Source organism: Aeromonas sp. 600948 (assembly GCF_049174875.1).
GTDB classification, from domain to species: domain Bacteria; phylum Pseudomonadota; class Gammaproteobacteria; order Enterobacterales; family Aeromonadaceae; genus Aeromonas; species Aeromonas veronii_A.
The window spans coordinates 19,454-43,292 of record NZ_JAAKTY010000011.1; the positions used below are offsets into that span (position 1 = coordinate 19,454).

Genomic DNA, 23,839 nt, shown 5'->3' on the forward strand with positions numbered 1-23,839 from the left:
CTGGCCCCTGACTCAAGGGGCCATTTTCATTGGAGGGCGGCAGTTATGCCGCTGTCCCGTGAACGAGGCAGGAAACAAACGATGCACTACCACCAATACTACCCGGTCGATGTGATCAACGGCCCCGGCACCCGTGCCACCCTGTTTGTCTCAGGTTGTGAGCACCAGTGCCCGGGTTGCTACAACCAGAGCACCTGGCGGCTCGATGGCGGCAAGCCGTTCGATGAGGCGATGAGCGATCGCGTCATTGCGGATCTCAACGACAGCCGCATCAAACGGCGAGGTCTGTCGCTCTCTGGCGGCGATCCGCTCCACCCGGCCAACGTGCCCCACGTGCTGGCGCTGGTGAAACGGGTGCGCGCCGAGTGTCCGGGCAAGGATATCTGGTGCTGGACCGGTTATCTGCTCGGCGAACTGTCAGAGGCCCAGCGCGAGCTGGTGGCCTTGCTGGATGTGCTGGTGGATGGCAAGTATGAAAAGGAGTTGGCAGACCCCGGCCTGCTCTGGCGTGGCAGCAGCAATCAGCAGATCCACGACCTCAACGCCTGGCGTGATGCGGGTGAGCTAATTCCCTGTCTGGTTTGCAGTTGAAGCCCGGGATGTTTATGGTTAGCCCATTCCAATCCTGACGACATTCATGAAGAGGAGAGCCGAGATGAACAATCTGCTCAAGATCCTGCTGGCCATTTTCCTGCCCCCGGTGTGCGCGTTTATCCAAGTGGGCTTTAGCCTGCACTTTTTAATCAACATCGTGCTGACCCTGATGGGCGGTCTGCCGGGCATGGTCCATGCGCTCTGGCTGGTGGTGAGCGACAAGCGCGGCTGATGCCAGCGGATGGTTAGTGAGCTTATTGACGATAAAAGGGCCAACCTCTCGGGGTTGGCCCTTTTGTTCATGTTCATACGAATACTTTTTCGTTAGGATGGGTGACTGACCAAAAGGGCGCGTGTTGAGCGGCCTGCAGTCCGGCAATAAGTACCGGCAGAGAACAAGGAGCGTTACATGAAGTGGAAAGTCGCAGTATGGTCAGGTCTGGCAGTGACACTGTTGCTGGGGTGCTCATCCCGTCAGGAGGTAGCGCACGAGCGCGCTCCGATCGCTATCTCTCTCGAGCAGTTGTCCAGCTACTGGGTTCAGGAGAAGCAGTGGTCATGGCTTGGTAATGACGAGCCAGCCCTGCCAGCCAAACCGGTCAAGGGGTATGTGGAAGTTCGCTATCAAATCGACGCCAGCGGCACGCCGGTCAAGCCGGAAGTGGTAGCGGCCGAGCCCCCCGGCGAGCTGGAGCAGAGTGCGCTGGCGACCCTCTCGCGGATCCGCTACAGCCCTGCAGAGGGCAACCCGGATGCCATTCCGGTCGAGGTGACCAACCGCTTCGAGATCGAGATCAACTGATCCCCCATCACTCTGATGCCAGAGAAAGAGAGACCCCGGCCAGGCCGGGGTCACGTTTATTGCTGTTTGCAGTCGTTGTAGGCGGTCTGCCACTCGCCATCCTGATCCCGAAGCTCGACAAAGCCCTCATCTCCCTTGTTCCACCAGACGGCCTCATGTTCGTCCGTATAGCGGGCGCCGGAGGCCGAAATGGCCTGGGGCAGGGTGTAATCCTTGCCGTTCGGCAGTGATAGCTTGATAAAGTTGAGGCTCTCGTCTGAGAGGGAGAAGTAGCGCACCTGCACCTTCTTGCCCTGCTCGCACTGGTAACTGACCGGTTCGCCACCAGTGACTGAGAGGGTATTGCCCTGATTGCAGCCAGCGAGCAGGCCGAGGGCCAGCGCACCAGCGGCCATCATATGTGCTTTATTCATGATTACAGCTCCATTGGTGTCATACGGGCGTGAGCCTAACAGGTTGCCGTGATTGTGCAATCAGCGGGGCCATTCGGTGCGTCGCTGGCTGTCCGGCATACCGCGCGAGTATGAGGGGGATGCCGCTATCAGCAAGGTAGTGTCAATCAGTGCAGGCCAAGTCTGGTTTCAAACTGGCGGATCAGCGTCTCATAGGTGCCGTTGTTCTTGATCTTCTGCAATCCCTGCTCGAACTGCTTGGCCAGCGCTTCCCCTTGCGGTGTGTTGCGGGAGAAGGCGAGCCAGAAGCCATCGGTGGAGATCTTGCCAACCTTGACCACCTTGCCGATCAGCTGCTTCTGCTGGATCTTGAGGTAGCCCGGCATACCGTTCATCAGGATGTAGTCGACCCGGCCACGTACCAGCATCTCGAGGATCTGGGCATCGGATTTGGCCTGAAAGCGGGTGATCCTGGGGTTCTCCATAAAATCGGTGGGGTAGGTGTAACCCAGGGTGATGCCCACCCGCTTGCCCTCCAGCGAGGTAAGCTTGAGATCCCGTTGCGGGTCGCTGGCAAGAGCGAAGATGGCAAGATCCTCCTCGAACATGGGGGTATCGTGCCAATGGTACTGGTAGCGGTTCTCTTCGGTGATGGTAGCGTTGAAGCACCCCGCAAGTTTGCCGCTTTTTGCATCGTGCATGCAGCGGGCGAAGGGGAGGGTGCGAAAGACAATCTCGATCCCTTCGGCGGCGAACACCGCCTTGACCAGCTCAGGCGCCAGTCCGTGGGGCTGGTCATCCTCATTGTCCTTGTCGCGCTCGCAGTAGGGGGCCCAGTCATCTTCGGCACCAATGACAAGCGGGGTGGCCCCGAGCGGGCTGGTAGCCAACAGTACCAGACAAACCAGCCATTTTTTTAACAACGGAACCATAGGTACACCTCATCGACAGCAGCCTTACAAGCATAGCCACACTTCTGCGCTGACTTGTAGTTGCAGGAGTATTGGTGAGGGAGGTAAACGAGGGCGAGAAAAAAGCCCCGGCAGGCGACGGGGCGAAAGAGAGCTCATCCATGGGCTGACAACAGTGTTTACAACAGGAAATCAATAACCGAAGCGGGTTGCCTCGAAGCGGTTGAGCAACCGGTGGACGAGGTAGCAGGCTAGCAGGGTGACCACGATGGCAAACAGGATGCTGCTCACCCGGTAGAGGGCGCTGAACACCAGATCGTTGCCCGGGGTGAGGTACTGGCCAAACAGGATGCCGAGGGTGGTGAGGGCGCCAAAGCCGACCCCGGAGCCGCCTGCCTCCTTGACATGGGCATGGCTGAACAGCATGGCACCGAGCCACAGCAGCGGGGCGACCAGCAGCAGTTGCCCTGACCAGTCATAGAGCAGCAGCTGGCCGAGCAAGCCGAAGGTGACCCCCAGCAAGGTACCCATCGCCCGTTTGCGGGCATAACTCAGCGCACCGTTCCAGTGCATGGGGAACAGCACCAGCAAGGTCGTGGCTTGGGCAGACATGGAGTCGCGCAGGTCAAACACCTGAAATACCAGAAACGACAGGGTGGCCACAGTGGCACCCAGCAGGGCTTCATGGCGCATCCGGTGCGGCGCCTTGGGAGCCGAGGCGGGCTTGGGTCTGGCCTCCACATCCGGGATCAGCATGGTCATCAGGTAAGCGATCAGCACCGACAGCACGCTCGCCCAGATATTGTTGAGGATCAGGTCGTTGAGGTCGGTCTGCGGATAGCTGGCAAAGTGCAGCATGATGCTGAGGCTCAGCACCCCGTTGGCCCCGAACAGAAACAGGCTGCCCCGCGACATGGCGGCGAAACGGTAGAGAAACAGCAGAAAGGCGATAGGGGTCATCAGCGCCGGATGGCTGCCAAACAGTTCCCCCAGCAGCCCGACCTCCACCCCACAGACCACCGCCGCCGTGATCAGCTGGCGTGCGGCATGGCCATTCATCACCGGCACCATTCCCAGCAGCAGCACCGGCGTGACCGTATAGAAGACCCCGTAATTCCAGCCAAACAGCTTGCAGAGCAGAAAGCCCGTGGTGCAGCCAAAGGCGATGCGCAGGCACTGGCGCAGCTCGTTGCCGGTGAGGGGCCGATACCAGAGGTGAGTGGCAGCACCACCGGCGGGGTGGGCTGGGGCAGTATTGGCCGACGGGTGAGTTGCGTGGTTAGTAGACATAATGGAGCAGGCTGAGCAGGTGGATCTGGCCCCGTGCCAGCATGGCAGTCAGGGCATTGTCCGGCAGCAGTTGCACCGTGGCCCGCGCCCCGGCTGGCAGATGATCGGGGAGCTGGTCCAGCTCAAGGTGCAGCCGCATCCGCTGGGCATCCCGTACCCAGCGATCAGACTCCACCGGCGCGGCCAGTCGACCATTGGCATCAAACTGACCGGCACTCACTCCGGCATCCAGACTGCTTACCCGGGCAGGATAGAGCTGACCCGGCTCGCCATCGAAGGCGACCAATGCGCGGGTTTGCTCGCCGACATGGCGCAGGCTCTTCTCCCGAAAATCGGCTATGACATCGACCTGTTCCGACACCAGCGCCAGCAGCGGGCTGCCCGCGCTGGCGATACTGCCCGGCTTGAGCTGCAGGTTGGTGATGGTGCCATCCTGATCCGCGTGGACCCGGCTGTAAGAGAGGGCCAGCTGCGCTTGCGCCAGCTTGTTGCGGGCCTGGCGCAGCAACAGATTGTCCTCACCTGTTACGCCACGACTGGCCTTTATCTGGGCCAGTTTGGCCTGACTGGCGCGCAGGTTGGCCTGGGCGCTGCGCAGGGCGCTGTCAGCTTCATCTTTTTGTTGCAGCGAAACCATGTGACGTTGGTACAGCGCATCGATCCGCTCAGCCTCGCGCCACTTCTGGCTGGCCAGGGTCTCCTTGGCGTTGATCTCGGCAACGGCGGCGGTCAGGGCCGCATCCAGTTCACTGTTCTGCTGCTCTGCCTGCGCCAGCGCAAGGCGGGCCTGCTCCACCGCCAGTTCAAAAGGGGCCGGATCCAGCCTGAACAGCAGATCCCCCTTCTTGACCTGCTGGTTGTTGTGAACGGCGACCTCGATCACCTTGCCGCTCACCTGGGGGGCCAGCTTGGTGACCACCCGGGTCGCCATCGCCTGAGGGGTGAGGGGCATCAGCAGGTCGGCTATCAGAAAATAGGCAAACAATGTGGCAAAGCCAGCCATGGACCATTTGATCCAGCGGGTAAATTGTTGATCCGGAGTCATCTTATTCTCTCTCTGTGTCGGTCTCGGGAGGGCTTGTATCGCCTCCGGCTTGTCGGTCGTGGTGTTGTTCAATTTTGCTGAGGGCGTTGGCCGAGATCCGCTGCACCGTGGCTTCAAACAGCTGCAGGGTCTGCTCGTCGATGCCCCCCAGCAGCTCGCGGCGGATATTCATGATGCGGTCGGCGATCTGATCGAGCAGGGTCTGGCCAGCCGGGGTCACGCAGACGATGCGGGCCCGCTTGTCCTGCCTGCAACAGTGGCGCTCAATAAGTCCCTGCTCTTCCAGCTGGCCCAGGGTGCGCATCAGGGAGGGGAGCTCTATCTCGAGGGCTTCGGCCAGGGTCTTCTGGCTGACATGGTTCCCCATGCGGGAGAGCTTCCACAGCGCGGTCCAGCGGGGATGGGTGAGGCCAAGGGGGGCCAGCTCCAGATCGGCGGCAGTGCGCCATAGCCGGTGCATCCGCGCTATCTGCTCGGCGAGCGACAGCTCGCGCAACCTTTCCAGATCCGTCATCTTCTCATCCTCAATCTACTTAGCCTGCTAACTATCATACTTGTTTAGCAGGCTAAGTAAATAGTGTGATGCGGATCATGTTTCTGGTCGGATCTTTCGCTGGTGCGAGTTAGTATCGTTCGAGCCTCTGATATTATTCTCGGGGCTGATCCACTCGAGGCTCTCTTGCCGATTCGGATATTGCGCCGTGAATGGAGGATATCCGGCGATTATTTTCATGAAATTTTCAGCTTCAGCGAGCAGCTCTTTTTTTATCCGCTAATATTGATGGGGTTATAAAACAAGGGGGAAACGGGTTGTGGATGGATATGACAGTGGATGTGTGTATCTGGCAATTGAAGCGCTGTTGAGTGATGGGGAATATGGTGCAGAGTCACACCATGGCGTGAATCGGGAAGGCGCTATCAGAAGTACCGATATCAGTCATGATTTTGACCCCGCCAATATTCCATTGCTGTTGGCAGAATAGACCTGACCGTGTGTGATCCTTGTGAGTTCAAGCCAGTGCTCTGGTATTCGCTGGCTTGGCTCATCACTATTTCAATCTCCCCTTTTTGTATCTTTCTCCTCACCATTTTTCATCGTGAGAGCTTCCTATATGCTGACTCAAACCCTGATGTGGCATGCCGTGGCACTCGCGTTATGGCGATGATATTGCCCGCTGATTATCACTCACAGGATCTGTGGCGATAAATGGTCGCAGAGCTTGTCATCTGGCTCTGTTATTTCCCCGAAGGGGGGAGATCATCGCATCGTTATTACTGCTGATCACCCAAATATCCGCCATTGGGCTCGCTCGTTTTATCGCCCTATTTCCTGGTCGAGCAGGGCATCGATGGTCTGGTGTTCTATTGTGCAGCGCACGTTGGCGGCACCATGATGTTTAAGTTTTTAATGTTTTTATATGGCTTTGCAGTCTGGCTAACCGACAGGGGCGAGGGGGATCAATAAAGTAGCGGCCACAATCACACGCAGAGTACATAACAATGAAAAACCTCTCACCCCTACAAACCACACAAGAAAAGGCCGCCTTTATGGGCGGCCAACAAATTGCCGGTATGCCGCTCTTTATATTTCTCGGGTTGGCAACCTGTGTTCTCTTTTCCGGCTGGAACGGCTCGCTGCCGCTGGGCATGGTCGGTGCGCTGGCGCTGATGTTCGTGCTGGGCACCCTGCTGACCGAGCTGGGTGAGCGGATCATGCCGATCCGTGAATATCTGGGGGGTGGCACCATCCTCGCCATCTTCGGCGGCGCCGCCCTGTTCGAATATCAGCTGCTGCCGGTGCAGGCGGGGCAGGTCATCACCAACTTCATGAAGGAGGGTGGCTTTCTCAACTTCTTTATCGCCAGTCTGGTGACTGGCTCCGTGTTCGGCATGAGCGGCGCTTTGCTGAAAAATGCCGCCATGCGCTACCTGCCGGTCATTCTTGGCGGCGTGGCGCTGGCACTGCTGAGCGTGGGGCTGGTCGGCTCCCTGATGGGGTATGGCTTCAAGAATGCGGTACTGCTGATCGGCCTGCCCATCATGGGCGGTGGCATGGGGGCTGGCGCGGTGCCTCTGGTGGAGATCCTCTCCGGCCCGATGCAGATGTCCAGTGCGGATCTCTTGTCACGCATGGTACCGGCGGTGGTGATCGCCAATACCCTGGCCATTCTGGTGGGCTCCCTGCTGGCGCGGCTCGGTCGCCGTTACCCCTCTCTGACTGGCAACGGCAAGCTGATGGTTAAAGAGAGTAGCCAGAGTATCGCCGAGGAGCAGGCTGAGGCGCCGACCCTACAGAGTCTGGGTATGGGGCTTTTCATCAGCTCCAGCATGTTTGTGCTGGGCTCCCTGCTTGGCAACTTTATCCCCATGCACCCCTTCGCACTGATGATTTTGGCCGTCGCCTTTATCAAGGTGAGCGGCCTGCTGCCGCGCCGTTATGAGCAGGCGGCGGCCGACTGGTATCAGTTTGTGGTGAGCAACCTGACCCCCTCCCTGCTGGTGGGGATCGGCGTCGCCTATACCAGTATTCCCGAGCTGATCAGCGCTTTTTCCATCAGCTACTTCGTGCTGGTCATGGTCACAGTGATTGGCGGCGCCCTCGGCGCGGCGCTGGTCGGCAAGCTGATCGGCTTCTATCCCATCGAGGCAGCCATCACTGGCGGGCTCTGCATGGCCAACATGGGCGGCACCGGCGACGTAGCCGTGCTCTCGGCGGCCCAGCGGATGAAGCTGATGCCCTTTGCCCAGATCTCCTCCCGTCTTGGCGGCGCCGTGATGCTGATCCTGGCTACTGCTCTTATCTCCCTGCTCGCCTGATACCGGATTGAGGAACAAACAAAATGAACGACATCATGATGGGCACCAGCCTGCCCTATGCCGAGCGCAAGCGTCAGGGTGTACGGGGTCGCATGCCCCACAAGGAGGAGTCCCTCTCCCAGCAGCGGCGCCGGATCTACCGGTTGGTCAGCGCCATGCAGAGCCCGTTTGATCAGCATCTGCTGCTGCGCCAGTTGCAGGAGGACAACCCGGTGCTGTTTTACGATCTGGTGCGCCACCACCTGCCGGAGCTGCTGCCGATCATCTACACCCCGGTGGTGGGGGAGGCGTGTCAGCGTCACAGTGACCTCTATCTGCGCAGCCACGGTCTCTATCTCTCCTGGCATGACAGGGACGATCTCGACGATATTCTCGAGTCGGTGGAGCAGGAGGTGGACGTGATCGTCATCTCCGATGGCGAGCGGGTGCTGGGGCTCGGCGATCTCGGTATCGGCGGTATGGGGATCTGTATCGGCAAGCTGGCGCTCTACTCCGCTGCTGGCGGCATCAATCCGGCGCGCACCCTGCCGCTCTGTGTCGATGTGGGCACCAACAACCCCGAGCTGCTGGAGGATGACTCCTACCTCGGCTGGCAATCCCCGCGCATCGACGGCGAGAGCTACTACCACTTCATGGACAAGGTGGTGGCCGCCATTCGCAAGCGCTGGCCGCAGGTGGTGCTGCAGTTTGAAGACTTTGCCGGCAAGCACGCCGCCAATCTGCTGACCCGTTATCGGGACGAGCTCTGCATGTTCAACGACGATATTCAGGGCACGGCGGCAGTGGCTTCTGCCTGCGTGCTGGCCGGTCTGCAGCAGGCGGGTAACGCCCTTAATGATGCCCCTGTGCTGATCGTCGGTGCCGGTTCTGCCGGTTGCGGCATCGCCGCCATGTTGGCCCAGCTTGCGGGGAGCCACGATGGCGTCTGGCTGTTTGATCAGGACGGGGTGGTCTGCGCCGATCGTCCCAACCTGACTCGCGCCCAAAAGCCGTTTGCCCGCGCCGTTGAGGAGGGGAACAGTTCGCTGCTGGAGACCATCCGCCAGGTGCGTCCGGCGGTCTTGATTGGCGTGAGCGGGCAGGGTGGCCTCTTTACCCGCGAGGTGTTGCAGGCGATGGGGGAGGTGTGCGATCAGCCGGTGATCCTGCCACTCTCCAACCCGACCCGCAGTGCCGAGGCGACCCCCGAGCAGGTGTGGGCCGCCACAGATGGCCGCGCCCTGCTGGCCACCGGCAGCCCCTTTGCGCCGGTAACGGTGGCCGGCGAGCGGCGGGTAGTCTCCCAGTGCAACAACGTCTATGTCTTCCCGGGGATTGGTCTCGGGGCCTGCGCGGTCAAGGCGCGCCGCATCAGCGACGGCATGTTGCTCGCCGCGGTGCGGGCGGTTGGCGCCTATCCGCTGGTGGCGGGCCGACTGCTGCCTCCTATCGAGCAGGTGGGTGAGGTAGCCCGCGCCGTGGCCAGAGCGGTCGCGTTCTGTGCTCGCGAGGAAGGATTGGCTGATTTTGTCGGCGATCCGGCACCTTTGATTGACCAGACCTGGTGGCATCCGCACTATTGGGCAGCGTCCTGACGTTTTAAGGTATGTGCATGAAACTTCGCCACCAGTTGGTCACCCTCTCTCTTGGGCTCTCCCTGCTGCTGATCCTCATTCTGGGCAGCCTGCTGGCCCTCTTTATCCGCCATCTGCTGGAGAGCAACCTACAGGATAAGGGGAGCGATCTGGCACGGGTGATGGCGGCGGACACCCGGGTGGTCGAGGCTCTGCGTCAGGGGAGTGATCCTACCCTGCGCGACTACGTGGAGGCGGTCTGCAATCGCACCGACGCCACCTATATGGTGGTGACCGATGAGCATGGTCGCCGCCTCAGCCACCCCAACCCCGAGCTGGTGGGACAGAAGTTTCGCGGCGAGGATATCTGGCCCGCGCTGCAGGAGCGGCGCAGCTACTGCTCCAAGGATCGGGGCACCATGGGGCCGGCGATCCGCTGCTTCTCCCCGGTGGTGGGCGGGGATGGGCGCGTCATGGGGGCCGTGGTGGTGGGCTACCTGATGCAGCAGGTGGAGGGCATCTATATGGAGCGGGTGGCCCTGCTCATCTGCGCCATCGTTGCTGTGCTGGGGTGCGGCCTGCTGTTGGCACTCTGGGTGCAATACCTGCTGCGCAAGACCCTGCTCGATCTGGAGCCGGAGGCAATCGTGCGCCGCTTCACCCTGCAGGATCTGGTGCTGGAGCACATCACCGAAGGGGTGATTGCCCTCGATGGCCGCGGCAACATCAACATGATCAACAGCACCGCCAGCTATCAGCTGCGGCTGCCGGTTACCGGGCGCCATGCCCTGCAGGGGCAGTCGCTGGCGGAGCTGGTGCCACCCCTTGCCCCCTGTCTGGAGCAGGAGGGTGGGGAAGTGAGCTTCACCATTCAGGGGGAGTCTTTCGTCGGCCGCTGGCAGGCGGTGCAGGGCAAGGCACCGGGGCGACTGCTGATCTTCAGCCGTCCGGAGGTAGCTGCCAGTCTGGGGGTGCAGGTGACCCACCTGCGCCAGTATGCCGAGATGCTGCGGATGCAGAGCCACGAGTTCGCCAACAAGCTGAGCAGTCTCTCCGGCCTGTTGCAACTGGGCCATGTGGAGCAGGCGGTGGAGCTGATCCAGCAGGAGAACGAAGCGTGCCAGACCATGCTGCAGGAGCTGCTGCGGCTGATCGACAACAAGCCGGTGGCGGGGCTGATTCTCGGCAAGTTCAGCCGGGCCCGCGAGCTCGGGGTGACCCTGGAGCTCGATCCCGATTCGGCGCTGGCGGAGTATCCGGCCTCGGTCTCGGCCGATCTCATTACCCTCATTGGCAACCTGCTGGACAACGGCCTGCAGGCGGCCTGGCGCAACCGCCAGCAGCGGCCGCCCCGGGTGCTGCTGTCCCTGTGCGATGTGGGGCGGCGACTGGTGATCGAGGTGGAGGATAGCGGTGAGGGGGTCGACGAGGAGCTGGCCGATCACCTGTTCGATTACGGGGTGAGTCGCCAGAGCGGCGATCACGGGGTGGGTCTGTTCCTGGTCAAGGAGACCGTGGGTCGGCACGAGGGTGTGATAGAATGGCGGCGAACCGCCGAGCAGACCACCCTGTTTGGTATCTACTTGAATAAAAACCAATTAATGTGAGCCATGGACCCAATAATCACGCTTGTTATTGAAGATGACGATCGGATCGGTGCCATCTTGTCAGAACTGGTGGCGGCGACACCCGGTTTCTCCCTGCTGGGGCGGGCCGGCACCCTGGCCCAAGCCGATGCCATGATGGCCGGTGTGGTGCCCCAGCTGCTGCTGGTGGATGTCTCCCTGCCCGATGGTTCCGGCCTTGAGTGGGTGAGCCGCCTGCGCAGCCACAACCGCGAAGCCTATGTCATCATGGTGACCGCCTCGCGGGATGTGGAGACCATCCAGCAGGCCCTCAATCTGGGGGTTCATGACTACGTCATCAAACCATTGCGGCTGTTTCGCATCCAGCAGAGTCTGGACGAGATCCTGCAACTGCACAGCCGCCTCTGCGAGCGGGGTCGGCTGGAGCAGGAAGATCTCGATAAGTTGCTGGGCAAGGGGGGGCGCTCCCAGATCAAGGAGATGCGCGTCACCCCCAAGGGGATCGACAGCATCACCCTGCGTCAGGTGCTGGATCTGCTGGCGGGCGAGCCGGAGAACGTCTTCTCCACCGACACGGTGGCGCTGCGACTCTCCCTCAGCCGCACCACGGCGCGCCGCTATCTGGAATATCTGGAGTCGGAAGATCGGGTGGATGTAGATCTCAACTACGGTCAGCGGGGGCGACCGGAGCGGCGCTACCGCTGGCGCCGGGCCGGTTGAGATGCGCACTGGTGCACATTGCAGAAACAACAAGGGAGCCATGGGCTCCCTTGTTGTTTCCGGACGATGTTGGTTCTCAGGCGGCTTCCCGTTCGGCTACCGGCGCACGCCCCTTCAGCTGGGAGGCCATCACCCCGCCCAGGATCAGCCCGCCACCCAGCAGGTGATAGCCGTGGATTGGCTCGCCCAGGCCGACGACGGCGATCAGCGCCGTACAGAGCGGCATCAGGTTCATAAAGACCGAGGTGCGCTCTGCCCCCATGCAGGCGAGGCCGCGCATCCAGCAGTAAGCCGCCAGCAGGGAGGAGGCGAGCCCGGCGAAGAGCACCAGTCCCCACCCTTCGGCCGGTACCGCCATCGAGTCGGCGCTGAGGGCGAGTGGCACCAGCAACAGTACCGCCAGCAGGATCTGCATGTAGAGGTTTAGCCAGGGGCCAAACGGCAGGTGCCAGCGGCGGATCAAGAGGCCGTAAAGGGCGTAGCTGGCGGACCCCAGCAGCATCATGCCATCCCCCGGGTTGATGCCGTTATGGAGCAGGGCAAGCGGTTCGCCCTTGCCAAGCAGCCAGAGCACCCCGAACAGGGAGAGACTCATGCCGAGCAGTGCCTGTTTGCCGGGACGCTGGCCGAAGAAGAGCGCCCCTTGCAGCAGGGTGAGCAGTGGAATGAGGGAGCCGATCACCCCCATATTGGTGGCCGAAGTGCTGTGAGCAGCGTAGTAAGCGAGGCACTGGTAGAGCACCATACCGAGCGCCGCCAGCACCAGCAGCTTGCCGAGCCAGGGGCGAACCTCGCTACGGCGGCGCCACAGCTGCGGCAGGCAGAAGGGGGTCAGCGCCAGAGCGGCGATCACCCAGCGATAGAAGGAGATAGCCGCGGGGTCGAGCACACTGGCGGCCGCCTTGGACACCACGGTATTGGTAGCCCAGATCAGCACCGCCATCAGCGGAAAGAGAAGAGGGGAAAAGATTCGCATCAGAGGCTCCTTATTAACAGGGGGCCAAGTCTACCCTTGTCTTTATATTATCAAGTAGCGTAAAACAGACAGATGACCCAGCAGAAAAGACAACTCTTTCTGATGCACCTTATTCCGGCCCACACGGGCTGCGTCTGCCCGCAACTGATGGCTGCTTTTGACCTGTGCCGGAGACCGAGCCAACAGGGCGTTGCATCACGCCTGCTCCTCTCTCTCGCTGACAAGGGGCGCTGATGGCCACTCACCACTTTCAGCCGGTAGATGTCGTTCTGCCCGCTCCCAATCCGCTCTTTTTCAGTTACCAGCAGATGTTGGCCGACAGCGCGACCGTGCTGCACTCCCACCCCTGGGGCCAGCTCAACATGATCAGCCTGGGGATCATGGAGATAGAGCTGGGGGATCAGCGACTGGTAGCCCCTGCCGACTACCTGATCTGGGTACCGGCGGATCTCGACCACACCTCTTACAACGAGCAGACCCTCGACTACACCTCCATCTACGTCAGCCACGAGCTGGCGGCCAAGCTGCCGCCAGAGCCCAGATTGCTGCTGCTAACCCCACTTATTCGCGCCCTGCTGAGCGACTTTTGCGAACGGCGGGTGAGCCATATGGCGGATGAGTGGGATCAGCGTCAGGCCGAGTTGCTGGTGGAGCGGCTGGCGCGCACCCGTTGTCAGGAGAGCTACCTGCCGATGAGTCAGGACAAGCTGCTGGCTCCCATGCTGGCGGTGTTGCACAGCGATCCTGCCGATCCCCGTACTCTGGCCCAGTGGGCCGGACAACTGCACACCACAGAGCGCACCTTGTCGCGGCGCTGCCTGCGGGAGCTGGGGATGAGCTTCGGTCAGTGGCGGGCGCGGTTGCGGCTGCTCAAGGCGCTGGCCTGGCTCAAGGGCGACATGCCCATTCAGGAGATCAGCTGGCGGCTCGGTTACGGCTCCACCTCGGCCTTTATCGCCATGTTCAACCGGGAGCTGGGATGTTCACCCCAGCGTTATCGCCAGCAATCGGCAGAACGGGGGTTCTAATGGGAAAAAACGGGAGCGATGCAGTGTGAATGCCATGATAAGTAGCCTGTTTCTTGTCGTTACAGGGATTATCATAGAGCCCTGTTATCATGGGCCATCTGGCAGCAACGATCGGTTGTCTGCCGGAGTGAATGGCTGTGCCTTCATATTCAGGGGTTAGGGTAAGCATGATCGCGTCCGGTTCCCGTTTGGCCGAGTCACTATTCTGGTATCTGCTGGCGCTCACCGGTTGTGCCATCCTGCTGTTCGAGTTCGGGCCAGAGCGAGTTCTCGATATTAAGGAGTGGCCGCTCTCCATCACAGTGCAGCAGCCACGGGATGCTGGGCCGGGGGCGGTGCGCTATCACCCCTCGGCGGATGATCATCCCGGAGTGGTCTGTACGTTAACCGCCAATCCGGCCAGCTACCCAAGTTGCGGCCTTATCCTCACCCTGACCCCCCGTGACAAGGGGATTAATCTGACCCGTTTTGGCACACTTCATATCCGTTTGAGCGTAACCGGGGCTGGCGAGCAGGATTGGCGCTTGTATCTGCGCAACTACAATCCGGTCTATGACCGGGTTGATGAGCCTGAGCAATCCAAGTTCAACGAGATCATTTTTCGGCCGGCGGATTACGGCCGGGATCACGAGGTGCCACTGGATGTGTTTACCCCGGCGACCTGGTGGATCACCCGTTACAATGTGCCGTTGCAGCAGCAGGGGGCCAATCTGGATCGGGTTTATGCCATAGAGGTTATGGCTGGTTCAGATATGCCGCCCGGTAAGCATGGCGTGGTGATCGAAGCGCTGCAGTTTCACGGTAGCTGGCTCGATGCCACCCTCTTCTATCGGCTGATCCTGTTTGTCTGGTTTCTTTACGGTTGTACCGTTTTTCTGATCAACCACCTTTTGATGAAGCAGCGCTTGCAGCATGCCCATCAGGCCAAACTGGAGGCCGAGGCGCTCAACCGGACCTTGAGTGAAGAGAATCGCCGCTCCCGCGAGGAGGCCTGTTATGATGCCCTGACCGGCGCCCTCAACCGGCTCGGCGGTGAGCGACTGCTGCTCGAGATAGGTGAGCAGCCCTGCACTCTTGTCTATATCGATGTGGATCACTTCAAACAGATCAACGATAGCCATGGCCATCCGGTGGGAGACGAGGTGCTCAAACTGCTGGTCAGCGAGATCCTGCGCCACTGCGATCCCCTCTGCCATCTGGTGCGCTGGGGGGGAGAGGAGTTTGTGTTGGTCTGCCTTGATTACGATGAGTTGCGGGCGTGTATCCTGGCCGAGCGGCTGCGTACCCTGCTGGAGGCATCTCCCCATTGGCCGCTGGCCTTGCGGGTGACCGCTTCGTTCGGGGTGGCCGAGCGGGGGGGAGAGCCATGGGAATGCGTACTCAAACGTGCCGACGAGGCGCTCTATCAGGCCAAGACGCAGGGACGCAACCGGGTAGTGGCGCATTGAGGGCGGTAGCATGACATGTTAAAGACGAGAGCAAGATGACCAGACAATCTATTGGTGCCCTGACCCTGCTGGTGGCCGACTATGACGAGGCTATCGCCTTTTTCACCGAGGGGCTGGGGTTTGCGCTGCTGGAAGATACCCGGCTCGACGAACCGGGCAAACCGGGCAAACGCTGGGTGCGGGTTGCTCCCGCTGGCAGCTCGGGTTCCTCGTTGCTGCTGGCGCGGGCTGCGACCCCGGAGCAGCTGGCCGCCATTGGCAAACAGGGTGGCGGACGGGTATTTCTGTTCCTCGAGACCGATGACTTCTGGCGGGATTACCGGCGGATGCAGCAGTATGGTGTCCATTTTTGTGAACAGCCTCGACAGGAGTCCTACGGCACCGTGGTAGTGTTCGAGGATATCAGTGGCAACCGCTGGGACCTGCTGCAACGCGCTGCTGCCAACTGAATCTGAAAACGTTTATCATCCCGCCTGTCATAAAGTCATAAAAGTGTCACAGAAAATTCTAATAATTGGCGCACCCATCTTCACAGAGGAGAGAGAAGGGAATGGCTAAGCGAATTCTGGTGGTCGAGGACGAAGCACCGATCCGCGAAATGCTCTGTTTCGTGCTGGAGCAGAAGGGGTATGAGACGATTGAAGCGGAAGATTTCGCCGACGGACTGGCGAAGGTGCGTGAACCCTACCCGGAACTGATCGTGCTGGACTGGATGATGCCAGGCGGCAGTGGCATCCAGTTTATCAAACAGCTCAAGCAGGATGAGGTGACCCGCCAGATCCCGGTGGTGATGCTCACCGCCCGCGGTGAGGAGGAGGACAAGGTGCGTGGTCTGGAGGCCGGTGCCGACGACTATATCACCAAGCCGTTCTCGCCCAAGGAGCTCACCGCTCGCCTCCATGCGGTGATGCGCCGAGTCTCCCCCACCTCGGTAGACGAGGTGATCGAGGTGCAGGGGCTCAAGCTGGACCCCGTCTCCCACCGGGTCAGTGCCGAGGAGAAGGCGCTCGACATGGGGCCGACCGAATTCAAGCTGCTGCATTTCTTCATGACTCACCCCGAGCGGGTCTATAGCCGTGAGCAGTTGCTCAACAATGTCTGGGGTACCAATGTGTACGTCGAGGACAGAACCGTGGATGTGCATATTCGGCGCCTGCGCAAGGCGATTGAAGAGACAGGGCACGACAGATTGATCCAGACGGTGCGTGGAGCCGGATACCGCTTCTCAACCCGTCTCTAGAGGCAGTTATGTTGCAACCTTACGCCTGGCGGCGACAGTTGTGGCGAATGGCGTTTTTCTACGCCCCCTTCGCATTGGTTGGCTGGTTGATTGATCATCTTGCCCTCTGCCTGTTGGTGGCGGCAGTGTTGCATCTGGGCTGGCATTACCGTTTTCAGAAGCGGCTGTCTGATTGGCTGTGGCACGACCGCAGCCTGGTACCACCTAACGGCAGTGGCAGCTGGGAGCACATTTTCAACGGGATCTACAAATTGCAACAGCGTCACCGGGCTCGGCGGCGCGAGCTGGCGGGGCTGATCCGCCGCTTTCGGGAGGGGGCCGAGGCGCTGCCCGATGCGGCCGTGGTGTTTCGCGAAGATGGCAGCATCCTCTGGTGCAACCGGCTGGCAGAGCAACTGCTCGGTTTCCGCTGGCCGGAAGATGCAGGTCAGCACATTGGCAACCTGATCCGCCATCCTGCCTTTGCCGCCTATCTGGGGAAGGGGAGCTATGATGAACCACTGGAGATGACTTCTCCGATCAACGAAGAGAAGTTTCTCGAGTTTCGCATTATGCCCTACGCCTCCGATCAGGCGATGCTGGTGGTACGCGATGTCACCCGCCTGCGCAGTCTGGAGAAGACCCGCAAGCACTTTGTCTCCAATGTCTCCCACGAGCTGCGCACTCCGCTCACCGTGCTCAAGGGCTATCTGGAGATGACTGAAGATCCGCCCCCGCCTGCCATGTGGGCCAAGGCGCACCGGGTGATGATGGAGCAGACCATCCGGATGGACAATTTGGTCAACCAGCTGCTCACCCTGTCGCGCATCGAGGCGGCACCGACCGTTGATCTCTCCCATCTGGTGGACATACCTGCCATGCTCGGACTGCTGGAGCAGGAGGCGCGGGCGCTCTCGGGCGAACGGGCCCACCAGATCGAATTCATGGTGCAGCCAGACCTGTTTGTGCGCGGGGATAAGGAGCAGCTGCGCAGCGCCGTCTCCAATCTGGTCTACAACGCCATCCACTACACACCGGCAGGGCGCAAGATCAGCGTGGAGTGGCGCAAGCAGGGGGCAATGGCGCTGTTTGCCGTGAGGGATGAGGGGGAGGGGATTGCCCCCGAGCATCTGGCGCGGCTGACCGAACGGTTCTATCGGGTCGACAAGGCCCGCTCCCGCCACACCGGTGGCTCCGGACTCGGCCTTGCCATCGTCAAGCATGCCCTCAGTCATCATGACTGTCAGCTCGAGATTGAAAGTCGTGTCGGCCTTGGCAGTCGCTTCAGCTTCATGATACCGGCTCGTATGGTGGTGTTAAAATAGCCTTTTATGACAATGGGTTAGTAAATTCGAGAGGGCCACAATGCGGGCCCTCTCTGCATTTGTGCAACTTTGTTGTCATGTCATTAAAGTGTCACATTTAATCCATAAATTTGTCACTGCCAGGTCAGATACTGGCGCCGTCTTAAGAACGGACCTTCTGTAACTTTGGAGAGATTGGATGAAACTCAACAAACTGGCTGGTGTAATCGGATTTACCGCAGCAACCCTGTTTTCTGCCAGCACCCTGGCCTATGGTGTCGACAAGGATCTGCCGGATTACACTCCGACCAGCGGTATCTCAGGCAACCTGTCCTCTGTCGGCTCTGATACTCTGGCCAACATGATGACCCTGTGGGCAGAAGAATTTAAGCGTGTCTACCCCAACGTCAATGTCCAGATCCAGGCTGCCGGCTCTTCTACCGCACCGACCGCCCTGACCGAAGGGGTTGCCCAGTTTGGTCCCATGAGCCGCGCCATGAAGGCCGGTGAAATCGAAGCGTTCGAGAAGCGTTATGGCTACAAGCCGACCGCTATCCGCGTTGCCGTCGATGCCCTGGCGGTATTCGTCAACAAGGACAACCCCATCAAGGGGCTGACCATGCAGCAGGTTGATGCCGTTTTCTCCAGCACACTCAAGTGCGGCGAAGCCAAGGCGGCTACCAAGTGGTCTGATCTGGGTCTGGATGGCAGCTGGTCCGGCAAGGATCTGCAACTGTTCGGTCGCAACTCGGTATCCGGCACCTACGGTTACTTCAAGGAGCACGCGCTCTGTAATGGTGACTTCAAGAGCGGTGTGAACGAGCAGCCGGGTTCCGCCTCCGTGGTGCAGTCTGTTTCCGCTTCCCTCAACAGTATCGGTTACTCCGGTATTGGTTACGTTACCTCCGGCGTTCGTGCCATTCCGCTCTCCAAGGATGGCAAGACCTTTGTCGATGCGACTGCCGATAATGCCATCACCGGCAAATATCCGCTGTCACGCTTCCTGTACGTTTACGTGAACAAGCATCCGAACAAGCCGCTCTCTCCGATGGAGCAGGAGTTCGTCAAGATGATGCTCTCCAAGGCGGGCCAGAACATCGTTGCCAAAGATGGCTACGTACCGGTACCGGCCAAGGTGGTGCAGGCGGATCTGAAAAAGCTGGGCATCATGTAACCGCTTGCTGCCAGCATCTACTGATAAAACGAGCCCCAATCGGGCTCGTTTTGTTTTTGGTGACTGTCAGTTCTGTTAATAGCGCTGGATGGATGTTTTTCCGCCAGCCGGGGGCAGGTTCCCTTGCGTAGCAGGGCTGCATTTCCGAGAATAGGGCAACGTTATGGCAAAGGATCCCTTCATGATTGCGTCCCTCTCCAAGTTTGGCCTGGTAGCCCTCTGTAGTTCCCTGCTGGTCGCCTGCGCCCAGTCGCCGACTGGCCGCAGCCAGATGCTGCTCTACTCCCCCCAGCAGATGAACCAGCTTGGTGCCGACTCCTTCGAGCATATGAAAAAGCAGGAGAAGGTGAGCAAGGATGCCAAACTCAACGCCTATGTCTCCTGTGTCGCCAAGGCGGTGACCGCCCAGGTGCCGGCCAGCTATGGCATCACCAATTGGGAAGTGGTGGTGTTTGACTCCAAGCAGGTCAACGCCTTCGCCCTGCCCGGCGGCAAGATCGGGGTCTACAGCGGCCTGCTCAAGGTGGCCAAGAATCAGGATCAGCTGGCGACCGTCATCGGTCACGAGTTGACTCACGTGCTGGCCCAGCACTCCAACGAGCGACTCTCACGCAGCCAGTTGGCGGGGATCGGTCTGGCGGCTGCGGACATTGCCATGGGCACCAGCGAGTATCGCGGCGCCACCATGGCCGCCCTTGGCCTCGGGGTTGAGGTCGGAGTGATGCTGCCCTATGGCCGTACTCAGGAGAGCGAAGCGGATCGGCTCGGGCTTGAGCTGATGGCGCGCGCCGGATTCAATCCGGCCGAGGCGATCCCCCTGTGGCAAAACATGAGTGCCGCTGCCGGTGGCAACACCCCGCCGCAACTGCTCTCCACCCACCCGAGCAACGAGAACCGGATCGCCGAGTTGCAGGCGCAACAGGCGCAAGTGCTGCCGCTCTATGAGCAGGCCCGCGCCAACGGTCTGGTGCCCCAATGCAAGGCATAAGCCTGCGCATGGCGCGCAGCGACGATGCCGCCGCCATGACGGTGATGCAGCGAGCCAGTTGGCTCGCTGCCTATGGCCAGGTGCTTGGTGCCGACCTGCTGGAGCAGCTGGACGTTACCGCCCATCTGCAGATCTGGCAGAGCCGTCTGGCCGAGCCGGGCCCAAGGCCCATGCTGCTTTGTCTCGATGAGGTAGTGATAGGCCTGCTCTACTGGCAACCACAGCAGGAAGCGGAGCAGAGCAGCGCCCTGATCCGCGCTTTTTACCTCCATCCCGACCACTGGCGACAAGGCTATGGCAAACGGCTGTGGCAGGCGGTGGCGATGCAGATGCGCCACGCCGGTTGCCATAGCGTCAAATTGTGGCTGCTCGATGGCAACCACATTGGCGAGGGGTTCTACCTGCGCCGCGGCTTTGTCTTTGATGGCGAAGAGCGCACCCTGATAAGCCTCGGGCAGCCCTGCCTGCAGCGACAAATGAGCCGTTTGCTCTGATCACTCTCCCGTTTTTCGCCTTTGGTCACTTTATTTTTTTTGCGAATTAATACAATGTCCCCCTTGAAACAGAGTTGGATAAACACGGGCTGACAAGGGAGTGCTGGTATGTATTACGGCTTTGATATCGGTGGCACCAAGATCGCCTTCGCGGTCTATGACGGTGCATTGAACCTCTGCCACGAGGAGCGCATGAGTACCCCGGGCAACGATTACGAGGGGTTGCAGCAGCTGATCCGCTCCCGGGTCGAGCAGGCAGATGCCCGCTTCGGCGCTCGGGGCTCGGTCGGTATCGGTTTCCCCGGTGTCATCAACAGCCAGGATCACAGCATAGTGGCGGCCAATCTGCCCTCCATCAATGGTCGCCATCTGGGCGCCGATCTGGCCGAGCTGCTGGAGCGGCCGGTCAAGGTGGATAACGACGCCAACTGCTTCCTCTGGTCCGAAGTGCATCAGGGTGCCGCCGACGGCGCAGGCAGTGCGCTTGGTGTCACCATCGGCACCGGCATCGGCGGCGCCGTTTATCTGGCGGGCAAGCTTATTCAGGGGCGCAACTGGCTGGCTGGCGAGATTGGTCACTACCCCTTGCCCGCGACCATGCTGATGAAGTACCCCGAGTTGCCCCGTCCCCGTTGCGGCTGCGGCCGTTTGGTCTGTTTTGAAACCTATGCCTCCGGCACCGGTCTGGAGCGTCTCTATCACCATTTCCATGGCCAGCGCGCCACGGGTCACCAGATTGTGGGACGCTTCGAGGCCCATGAACCCCATGCGGTCGAGACGGTCGACTGCTGGCTGGAGGTCATGGCCGCCGGGCTTGCCACCGCCATTTCGGTGATTGATCCCGAAGTGGTGGTGTTGGGGGGCGGCCTGAGCGGCCTGCCCGCCCTCTATGAACAGCTGCCGCTGCGTCTGCCCGGTCACTTGCTGCCCGGGGTCGCCCTGCCCGAGATCCGCCAGGCTCGCTTCGGCGGTGCCGGTGGTGTGCGCGGCGCAGCCTTGCTCAATCTATGAGATCAGATGTGGGGTCTGATCTCCCCGAAAAAGGAGTCCTCATGACCCGTCTTGAAATCTGTATCGACAACCTGGAATCCCTGTTTACCGCCCAGCAATCCGGGGCGGATCGCATCGAGCTCTGCTCTGCGCTGGGGCTGGGCGGTCTGACCCCCTCCTACGGCTTTATGCAACTGGCTGCCCGCCACGCCACCGTGCCGGTGTACGCCATGATCCGCCCGCGCGCCGGGGATTTTTGCTTCAACGACGGCGAGTTCGAGATGATGCTGCAAGATATCGCGGCGGCAAGCGCTGCGGGGCTGCAAGGGGTGGTGGTCGGTCTGCTGGATGAGGAGGGGCGGGTGCCTGCCGCCAAGCTCAAACAGCTGGTGGATGCAGCAGGATCGTTGGGGGTTACCTTCCATCGCGCCATCGACCTCTCCTCCGACTGGCGTCTGGATCTGGAGACCATAGTTGCTGCCGGTTGCGAGCGCATTTTAAGCTCGGGCCATGCGCCGACCGCGCTGGCTGGGCTGGAAACCCTGCAGGAGATGCAGCATGCGCTGGCGGGGCGTGCCAGCCTGATGCCGGGGGCCGGGGTCAATGCCGACAACGTGCGTACCATCATCGAGTTCACCGGGGTGAGCGAAGTACATATGTCCGGCATGGGCTGGCGCGGTGGCATGGTGCCGCACGGAGTGAATATGGGCACTTCGGATGATGGTCGGGTCAATATCACCGATGGCGCCAAGGTGGCCGCGGTCAGAGCCTTGCTGGATCGCGGTTAAGCAGATCGCCGCCGTTGGGCGGCGTTCATCCGCATCTTGTGTGAAGTTCCTCCCACTGACGGGGAAATCAGGGGCGCCCCCGGCAGCACCCCGGCCAAAAGTCTGATATCATCCCGCCTCTTTACTACATGGATCTGGAGCAACATCTCAATGTCCCAATACGACTCTATCGAACAGAAGGCCAGCTATGGCATCGGCCGCAACATGGGTGATCAGCTGGCGCAGCAAGCCTTCGCCGGTCTGGATATCCCGGCCCTGCAACAAGGTCTGGCAGATGCCCTGAATGGTCTGGAGTTCGCGGTCAGCCGTGACGATATCAATGATGCCTTCCAGGTGATCACTGCGCGTATGCAAGAAGAGCAGGAAGCCGCCGCCAAGGCCGCTGCTGCTGACGGCGAAGCCTTCCTGGCTGATAACGCCAAGCGCGCTGAAGTGAAGGTGACCGACTCCGGTCTGCAGTACGAAGTGCTGGTAGAAGGCAACGGTGCCGTTCCGGTAGCCGGTCAGTCCGTGCGTGTGCACTACCACGGTACCTTCACCCACGGTGGCGTATTCGACAGCTCCGTCGCTCGCGGCCAGCCGGCTGAATTCCCGGTGACCGGCGTGATCGCTGGCTGGGTTGAAGCGCTGCAGCTGATGCCGGTTGGTTCCAAGTGGAAGCTCTACATCCCCCACGATCTAGCCTACGGTGCCCGTGGTGCCGGTTCCATCCCGCCCTACTCTGCACTGGTATTTGAAGTCGAACTGCTGGACATCCTGTGATCCTGCTGGCTTGATGCAAACGGCGACCCTCGGGTCGCCGTTTGTTTTTGGGTTATGTGATAGACAGTATTTGTCGCGGCCAGCGGGCTGGAGAGCAGAAAAGGACGGCGTTTTTGCGCCATTGACTGGTTTTTTCAGAAACGGAAGCAGGCATACTGCGACTCATTAGAGAGGATAAGGAGAACCCGATGAGCAAGAAGATGAAGAAAGTAGCGGGGCTTGCTCTGTTGCTGCTGAGCATTCCGGCCAGTGCTGATGCCATGCGCTGCAAGAACGCCCTGATCACCGAGGGAGACACCACCGCCGAGATGCTGCTCAAGTGCGGTGAGCCGATGTTGCGTGAAGAGCTCAACCGCAACGAGGAGAACCAGTTTGGCAACATGGTGCAGGTCAAATATGGTGAACGCTGGACCTACAACTTCGGCAAGAACGAGTTCATGCGCTTTGTGACGGTGCGCAACGGCATCATTACCGATATCGAAAACGGCCCGCGCGGCCAGTAGCCGGCGGGCAAAGCATGGATGCACAACAGACAGTAGGGCAAGACCCTTTGACTCACATGTCCGGCAAGGGGTCGCGGTGACCAAGTTGTCTGACCGCCAGATTGATCTGGCGAGCCAGTCTTAGCCGCTGGCGGCAGGTCAGGCCATGGAGGCTGATCCTGCCCGCGTTGAATTCAAATGTCCCCAGCGACTCGATGGCAAAATAGCCTCGATGAAAGCTCTTGATGTAGCGAGCGATCTGCCGTGGGGATAACTGCTTGAATACCTTCATCACACGGTTCCCTGATTGCCTGGACAGGGCACACTATGGTGTCGGTCGATGACACTGATATGACGGTTTATAAAGATTTGCATGAATCCTTATTTTGCCAGTGAGCTCGGCAAATTGACGGCATCATCGAAAAAGTTGTGCCATGACAAACCACCGCACCGATATACTGCGGGCTTGAATGGAA

Annotated in this window: 26 protein-coding genes; 19 read left to right on the plus strand and 7 right to left on the minus strand. The window is 60.3% G+C overall.

Translation table 11 applies throughout. From position 1 onward, the window contains the following. Nucleotides 1-81 precede the first annotated feature (81 nt). The 3 genes from nrdG (at nt 82) to G5182_RS11045 (ending at nt 1,396) form a co-directional block, all read left to right on the plus strand. Nucleotides 82-591 (plus strand): anaerobic ribonucleoside-triphosphate reductase-activating protein, encoded by a 510-nt coding sequence (nrdG, locus tag G5182_RS11035; RefSeq protein WP_335836989.1) that lies wholly within the window; start codon nt 82-84, stop codon nt 589-591. Nucleotides 592-655: 64 nt separating this feature from the next. After that, nucleotides 656-826 (plus strand): YqaE/Pmp3 family membrane protein, encoded by a 171-nt coding sequence (locus G5182_RS11040; protein ID WP_005338440.1) that lies wholly within the window; start codon nt 656-658, stop codon nt 824-826. A 177-nt stretch (nt 827-1,003) separates the two neighbouring features. Beyond that, entirely contained in the window at nt 1,004-1,396 is a 393-nt protein-coding gene (locus G5182_RS11045) for a TonB family protein (protein ID WP_108542479.1), read from the plus strand. A gap of 56 nt (nt 1,397-1,452) precedes the next feature. Here G5182_RS11045 and G5182_RS11050 read toward each other — a convergent pair whose 3' ends face one another. The 5 genes from G5182_RS11050 to G5182_RS11070 all read right to left on the minus strand — a co-directional run bounded on the left by G5182_RS11050 (nt 1,453) and on the right by G5182_RS11070 (nt 5,548). Continuing rightward, nucleotides 1,453-1,809 carry an MliC family protein gene (locus G5182_RS11050; RefSeq protein WP_201972991.1) on the minus strand — a complete coding sequence of 119 codons (357 nt, stop codon included), beginning with the start codon at nt 1,807-1,809 and terminating at the stop codon, nt 1,453-1,455. Nucleotides 1,810-1,955: 146 nt separating this feature from the next. Beyond that, the gene (locus tag G5182_RS11055; RefSeq protein ID WP_421254376.1) at nt 1,956-2,720 is read right to left on the minus strand and encodes a substrate-binding periplasmic protein; all 765 of its coding nucleotides are present in this window, start codon (nt 2,718-2,720) and stop codon (nt 1,956-1,958) included. Nucleotides 2,721-2,891: 171 nt separating this feature from the next. Then, nucleotides 2,892-3,989, minus strand: coding sequence for a DUF2955 domain-containing protein (locus G5182_RS11060; protein WP_421231282.1), 1,098 nt, complete (start codon nt 3,987-3,989; stop codon nt 2,892-2,894). After that, a complete protein-coding gene (locus G5182_RS11065; RefSeq protein ID WP_100654284.1) occupies nt 3,979-5,034 on the minus strand; it encodes an HlyD family secretion protein in 1,056 nt (351 codons plus the stop codon). The genes G5182_RS11060 and G5182_RS11065 overlap by 11 nt, the downstream gene beginning before the upstream one ends. A gap of 1 nt (nt 5,035) precedes the next feature. Beyond that, nucleotides 5,036-5,548 carry a MarR family transcriptional regulator gene (locus G5182_RS11070; protein ID WP_421231281.1) on the minus strand — a complete coding sequence of 171 codons (513 nt, stop codon included), beginning with the start codon at nt 5,546-5,548 and terminating at the stop codon, nt 5,036-5,038. A 986-nt stretch (nt 5,549-6,534) separates the two neighbouring features. Here G5182_RS11070 and G5182_RS11075 point away from each other — a divergent pair. From G5182_RS11075 to G5182_RS11090, 4 genes are read left to right on the plus strand one after another with little or no spacing between them, the layout of a single operon-like run. Continuing rightward, nucleotides 6,535-7,851: a 2-hydroxycarboxylate transporter family protein gene (locus G5182_RS11075; protein ID WP_421249694.1), complete on the plus strand. Its 1,317-nt coding sequence runs from the start codon at nt 6,535-6,537 to the stop codon at nt 7,849-7,851. Between the two features lie 23 nt (nt 7,852-7,874). After that, nucleotides 7,875-9,425, plus strand: a complete 1,551-nt coding sequence (locus G5182_RS11080; RefSeq protein WP_421231279.1) for an NAD-dependent malic enzyme — start codon at nt 7,875-7,877, stop codon at nt 9,423-9,425. A gap of 17 nt (nt 9,426-9,442) precedes the next feature. Continuing rightward, the gene (locus tag G5182_RS11085; protein WP_263084395.1) at nt 9,443-11,011 is read left to right on the plus strand and encodes an ATP-binding protein; all 1,569 of its coding nucleotides are present in this window, start codon (nt 9,443-9,445) and stop codon (nt 11,009-11,011) included. Nucleotides 11,012-11,014: 3 nt separating this feature from the next. Next, entirely contained in the window at nt 11,015-11,710 is a 696-nt protein-coding gene (locus G5182_RS11090; protein WP_005338420.1) for a response regulator, read from the plus strand. A 76-nt stretch (nt 11,711-11,786) separates the two neighbouring features. Here the strand turns inward: G5182_RS11090 and G5182_RS11095 are convergent, their stop codons facing one another. Further along, nucleotides 11,787-12,686, minus strand: coding sequence for a DMT family transporter (locus tag G5182_RS11095; RefSeq protein ID WP_040066692.1), 900 nt, complete (start codon nt 12,684-12,686; stop codon nt 11,787-11,789). A 233-nt stretch (nt 12,687-12,919) separates the two neighbouring features. Between G5182_RS11095 and G5182_RS11100 the strand changes: the two genes are divergently transcribed. From G5182_RS11100 to G5182_RS11155, 12 genes are all read left to right on the plus strand, one after another. Further along, nucleotides 12,920-13,714 carry an AraC family transcriptional regulator gene (locus G5182_RS11100; protein WP_167572381.1) on the plus strand — a complete coding sequence of 265 codons (795 nt, stop codon included), beginning with the start codon at nt 12,920-12,922 and terminating at the stop codon, nt 13,712-13,714. A 167-nt stretch (nt 13,715-13,881) separates the two neighbouring features. Then, entirely contained in the window at nt 13,882-15,162 is a 1,281-nt protein-coding gene (locus G5182_RS11105) for a GGDEF domain-containing protein (protein WP_167572380.1), read from the plus strand. Between the two features lie 35 nt (nt 15,163-15,197). Continuing rightward, on the plus strand, nt 15,198-15,611 hold the full coding sequence (locus tag G5182_RS11110; RefSeq protein WP_167572379.1) for a VOC family protein: 414 nt from the start codon (nt 15,198-15,200) through the stop codon (nt 15,609-15,611). 101 nt (nt 15,612-15,712) lie between these two features. After that, complete coding sequence (gene phoB / locus G5182_RS11115; RefSeq protein WP_026457670.1) at nt 15,713-16,402, plus strand: phosphate regulon transcriptional regulator PhoB; 690 nt, start codon at nt 15,713-15,715, stop codon at nt 16,400-16,402. 8 nt (nt 16,403-16,410) lie between these two features. Then, complete coding sequence (phoR, locus tag G5182_RS11120) at nt 16,411-17,706, plus strand: phosphate regulon sensor histidine kinase PhoR (protein WP_266134086.1); 1,296 nt, start codon at nt 16,411-16,413, stop codon at nt 17,704-17,706. A 178-nt stretch (nt 17,707-17,884) separates the two neighbouring features. Next, nucleotides 17,885-18,859: a PstS family phosphate ABC transporter substrate-binding protein gene (locus tag G5182_RS11125; RefSeq protein ID WP_216951835.1), complete on the plus strand. Its 975-nt coding sequence runs from the start codon at nt 17,885-17,887 to the stop codon at nt 18,857-18,859. Nucleotides 18,860-19,040: 181 nt separating this feature from the next. Continuing rightward, nucleotides 19,041-19,847 (plus strand): M48 family metallopeptidase, encoded by an 807-nt coding sequence (locus G5182_RS11130; RefSeq protein ID WP_216951834.1) that lies wholly within the window; start codon nt 19,041-19,043, stop codon nt 19,845-19,847. Then, entirely contained in the window at nt 19,835-20,341 is a 507-nt protein-coding gene (locus G5182_RS11135; RefSeq protein WP_421249693.1) for a GNAT family N-acetyltransferase, read from the plus strand. The genes G5182_RS11130 and G5182_RS11135 overlap by 13 nt, the downstream gene beginning before the upstream one ends. A gap of 108 nt (nt 20,342-20,449) precedes the next feature. Further along, entirely contained in the window at nt 20,450-21,352 is a 903-nt protein-coding gene (locus G5182_RS11140; protein WP_139443243.1) for an ROK family protein, read from the plus strand. Nucleotides 21,353-21,393: 41 nt separating this feature from the next. After that, the gene (locus G5182_RS11145; RefSeq protein WP_421254377.1) at nt 21,394-22,119 is read left to right on the plus strand and encodes a copper homeostasis protein CutC; all 726 of its coding nucleotides are present in this window, start codon (nt 21,394-21,396) and stop codon (nt 22,117-22,119) included. 150 nt (nt 22,120-22,269) lie between these two features. Then, the gene (locus G5182_RS11150) at nt 22,270-22,881 is read left to right on the plus strand and encodes an FKBP-type peptidyl-prolyl cis-trans isomerase (protein WP_005338405.1); all 612 of its coding nucleotides are present in this window, start codon (nt 22,270-22,272) and stop codon (nt 22,879-22,881) included. 188 nt (nt 22,882-23,069) lie between these two features. After that, nucleotides 23,070-23,384, plus strand: coding sequence for a DUF2845 domain-containing protein (locus G5182_RS11155; protein ID WP_005338404.1), 315 nt, complete (start codon nt 23,070-23,072; stop codon nt 23,382-23,384). 52 nt (nt 23,385-23,436) lie between these two features. On the opposite strand, the gene G5182_RS11160 is transcribed toward G5182_RS11155, so the two are convergent. Continuing rightward, nucleotides 23,437-23,655 carry a DUF1107 family protein gene (locus tag G5182_RS11160; RefSeq protein ID WP_005338403.1) on the minus strand — a complete coding sequence of 73 codons (219 nt, stop codon included), beginning with the start codon at nt 23,653-23,655 and terminating at the stop codon, nt 23,437-23,439. Nucleotides 23,656-23,839: the final 184 nt, after the last annotated feature.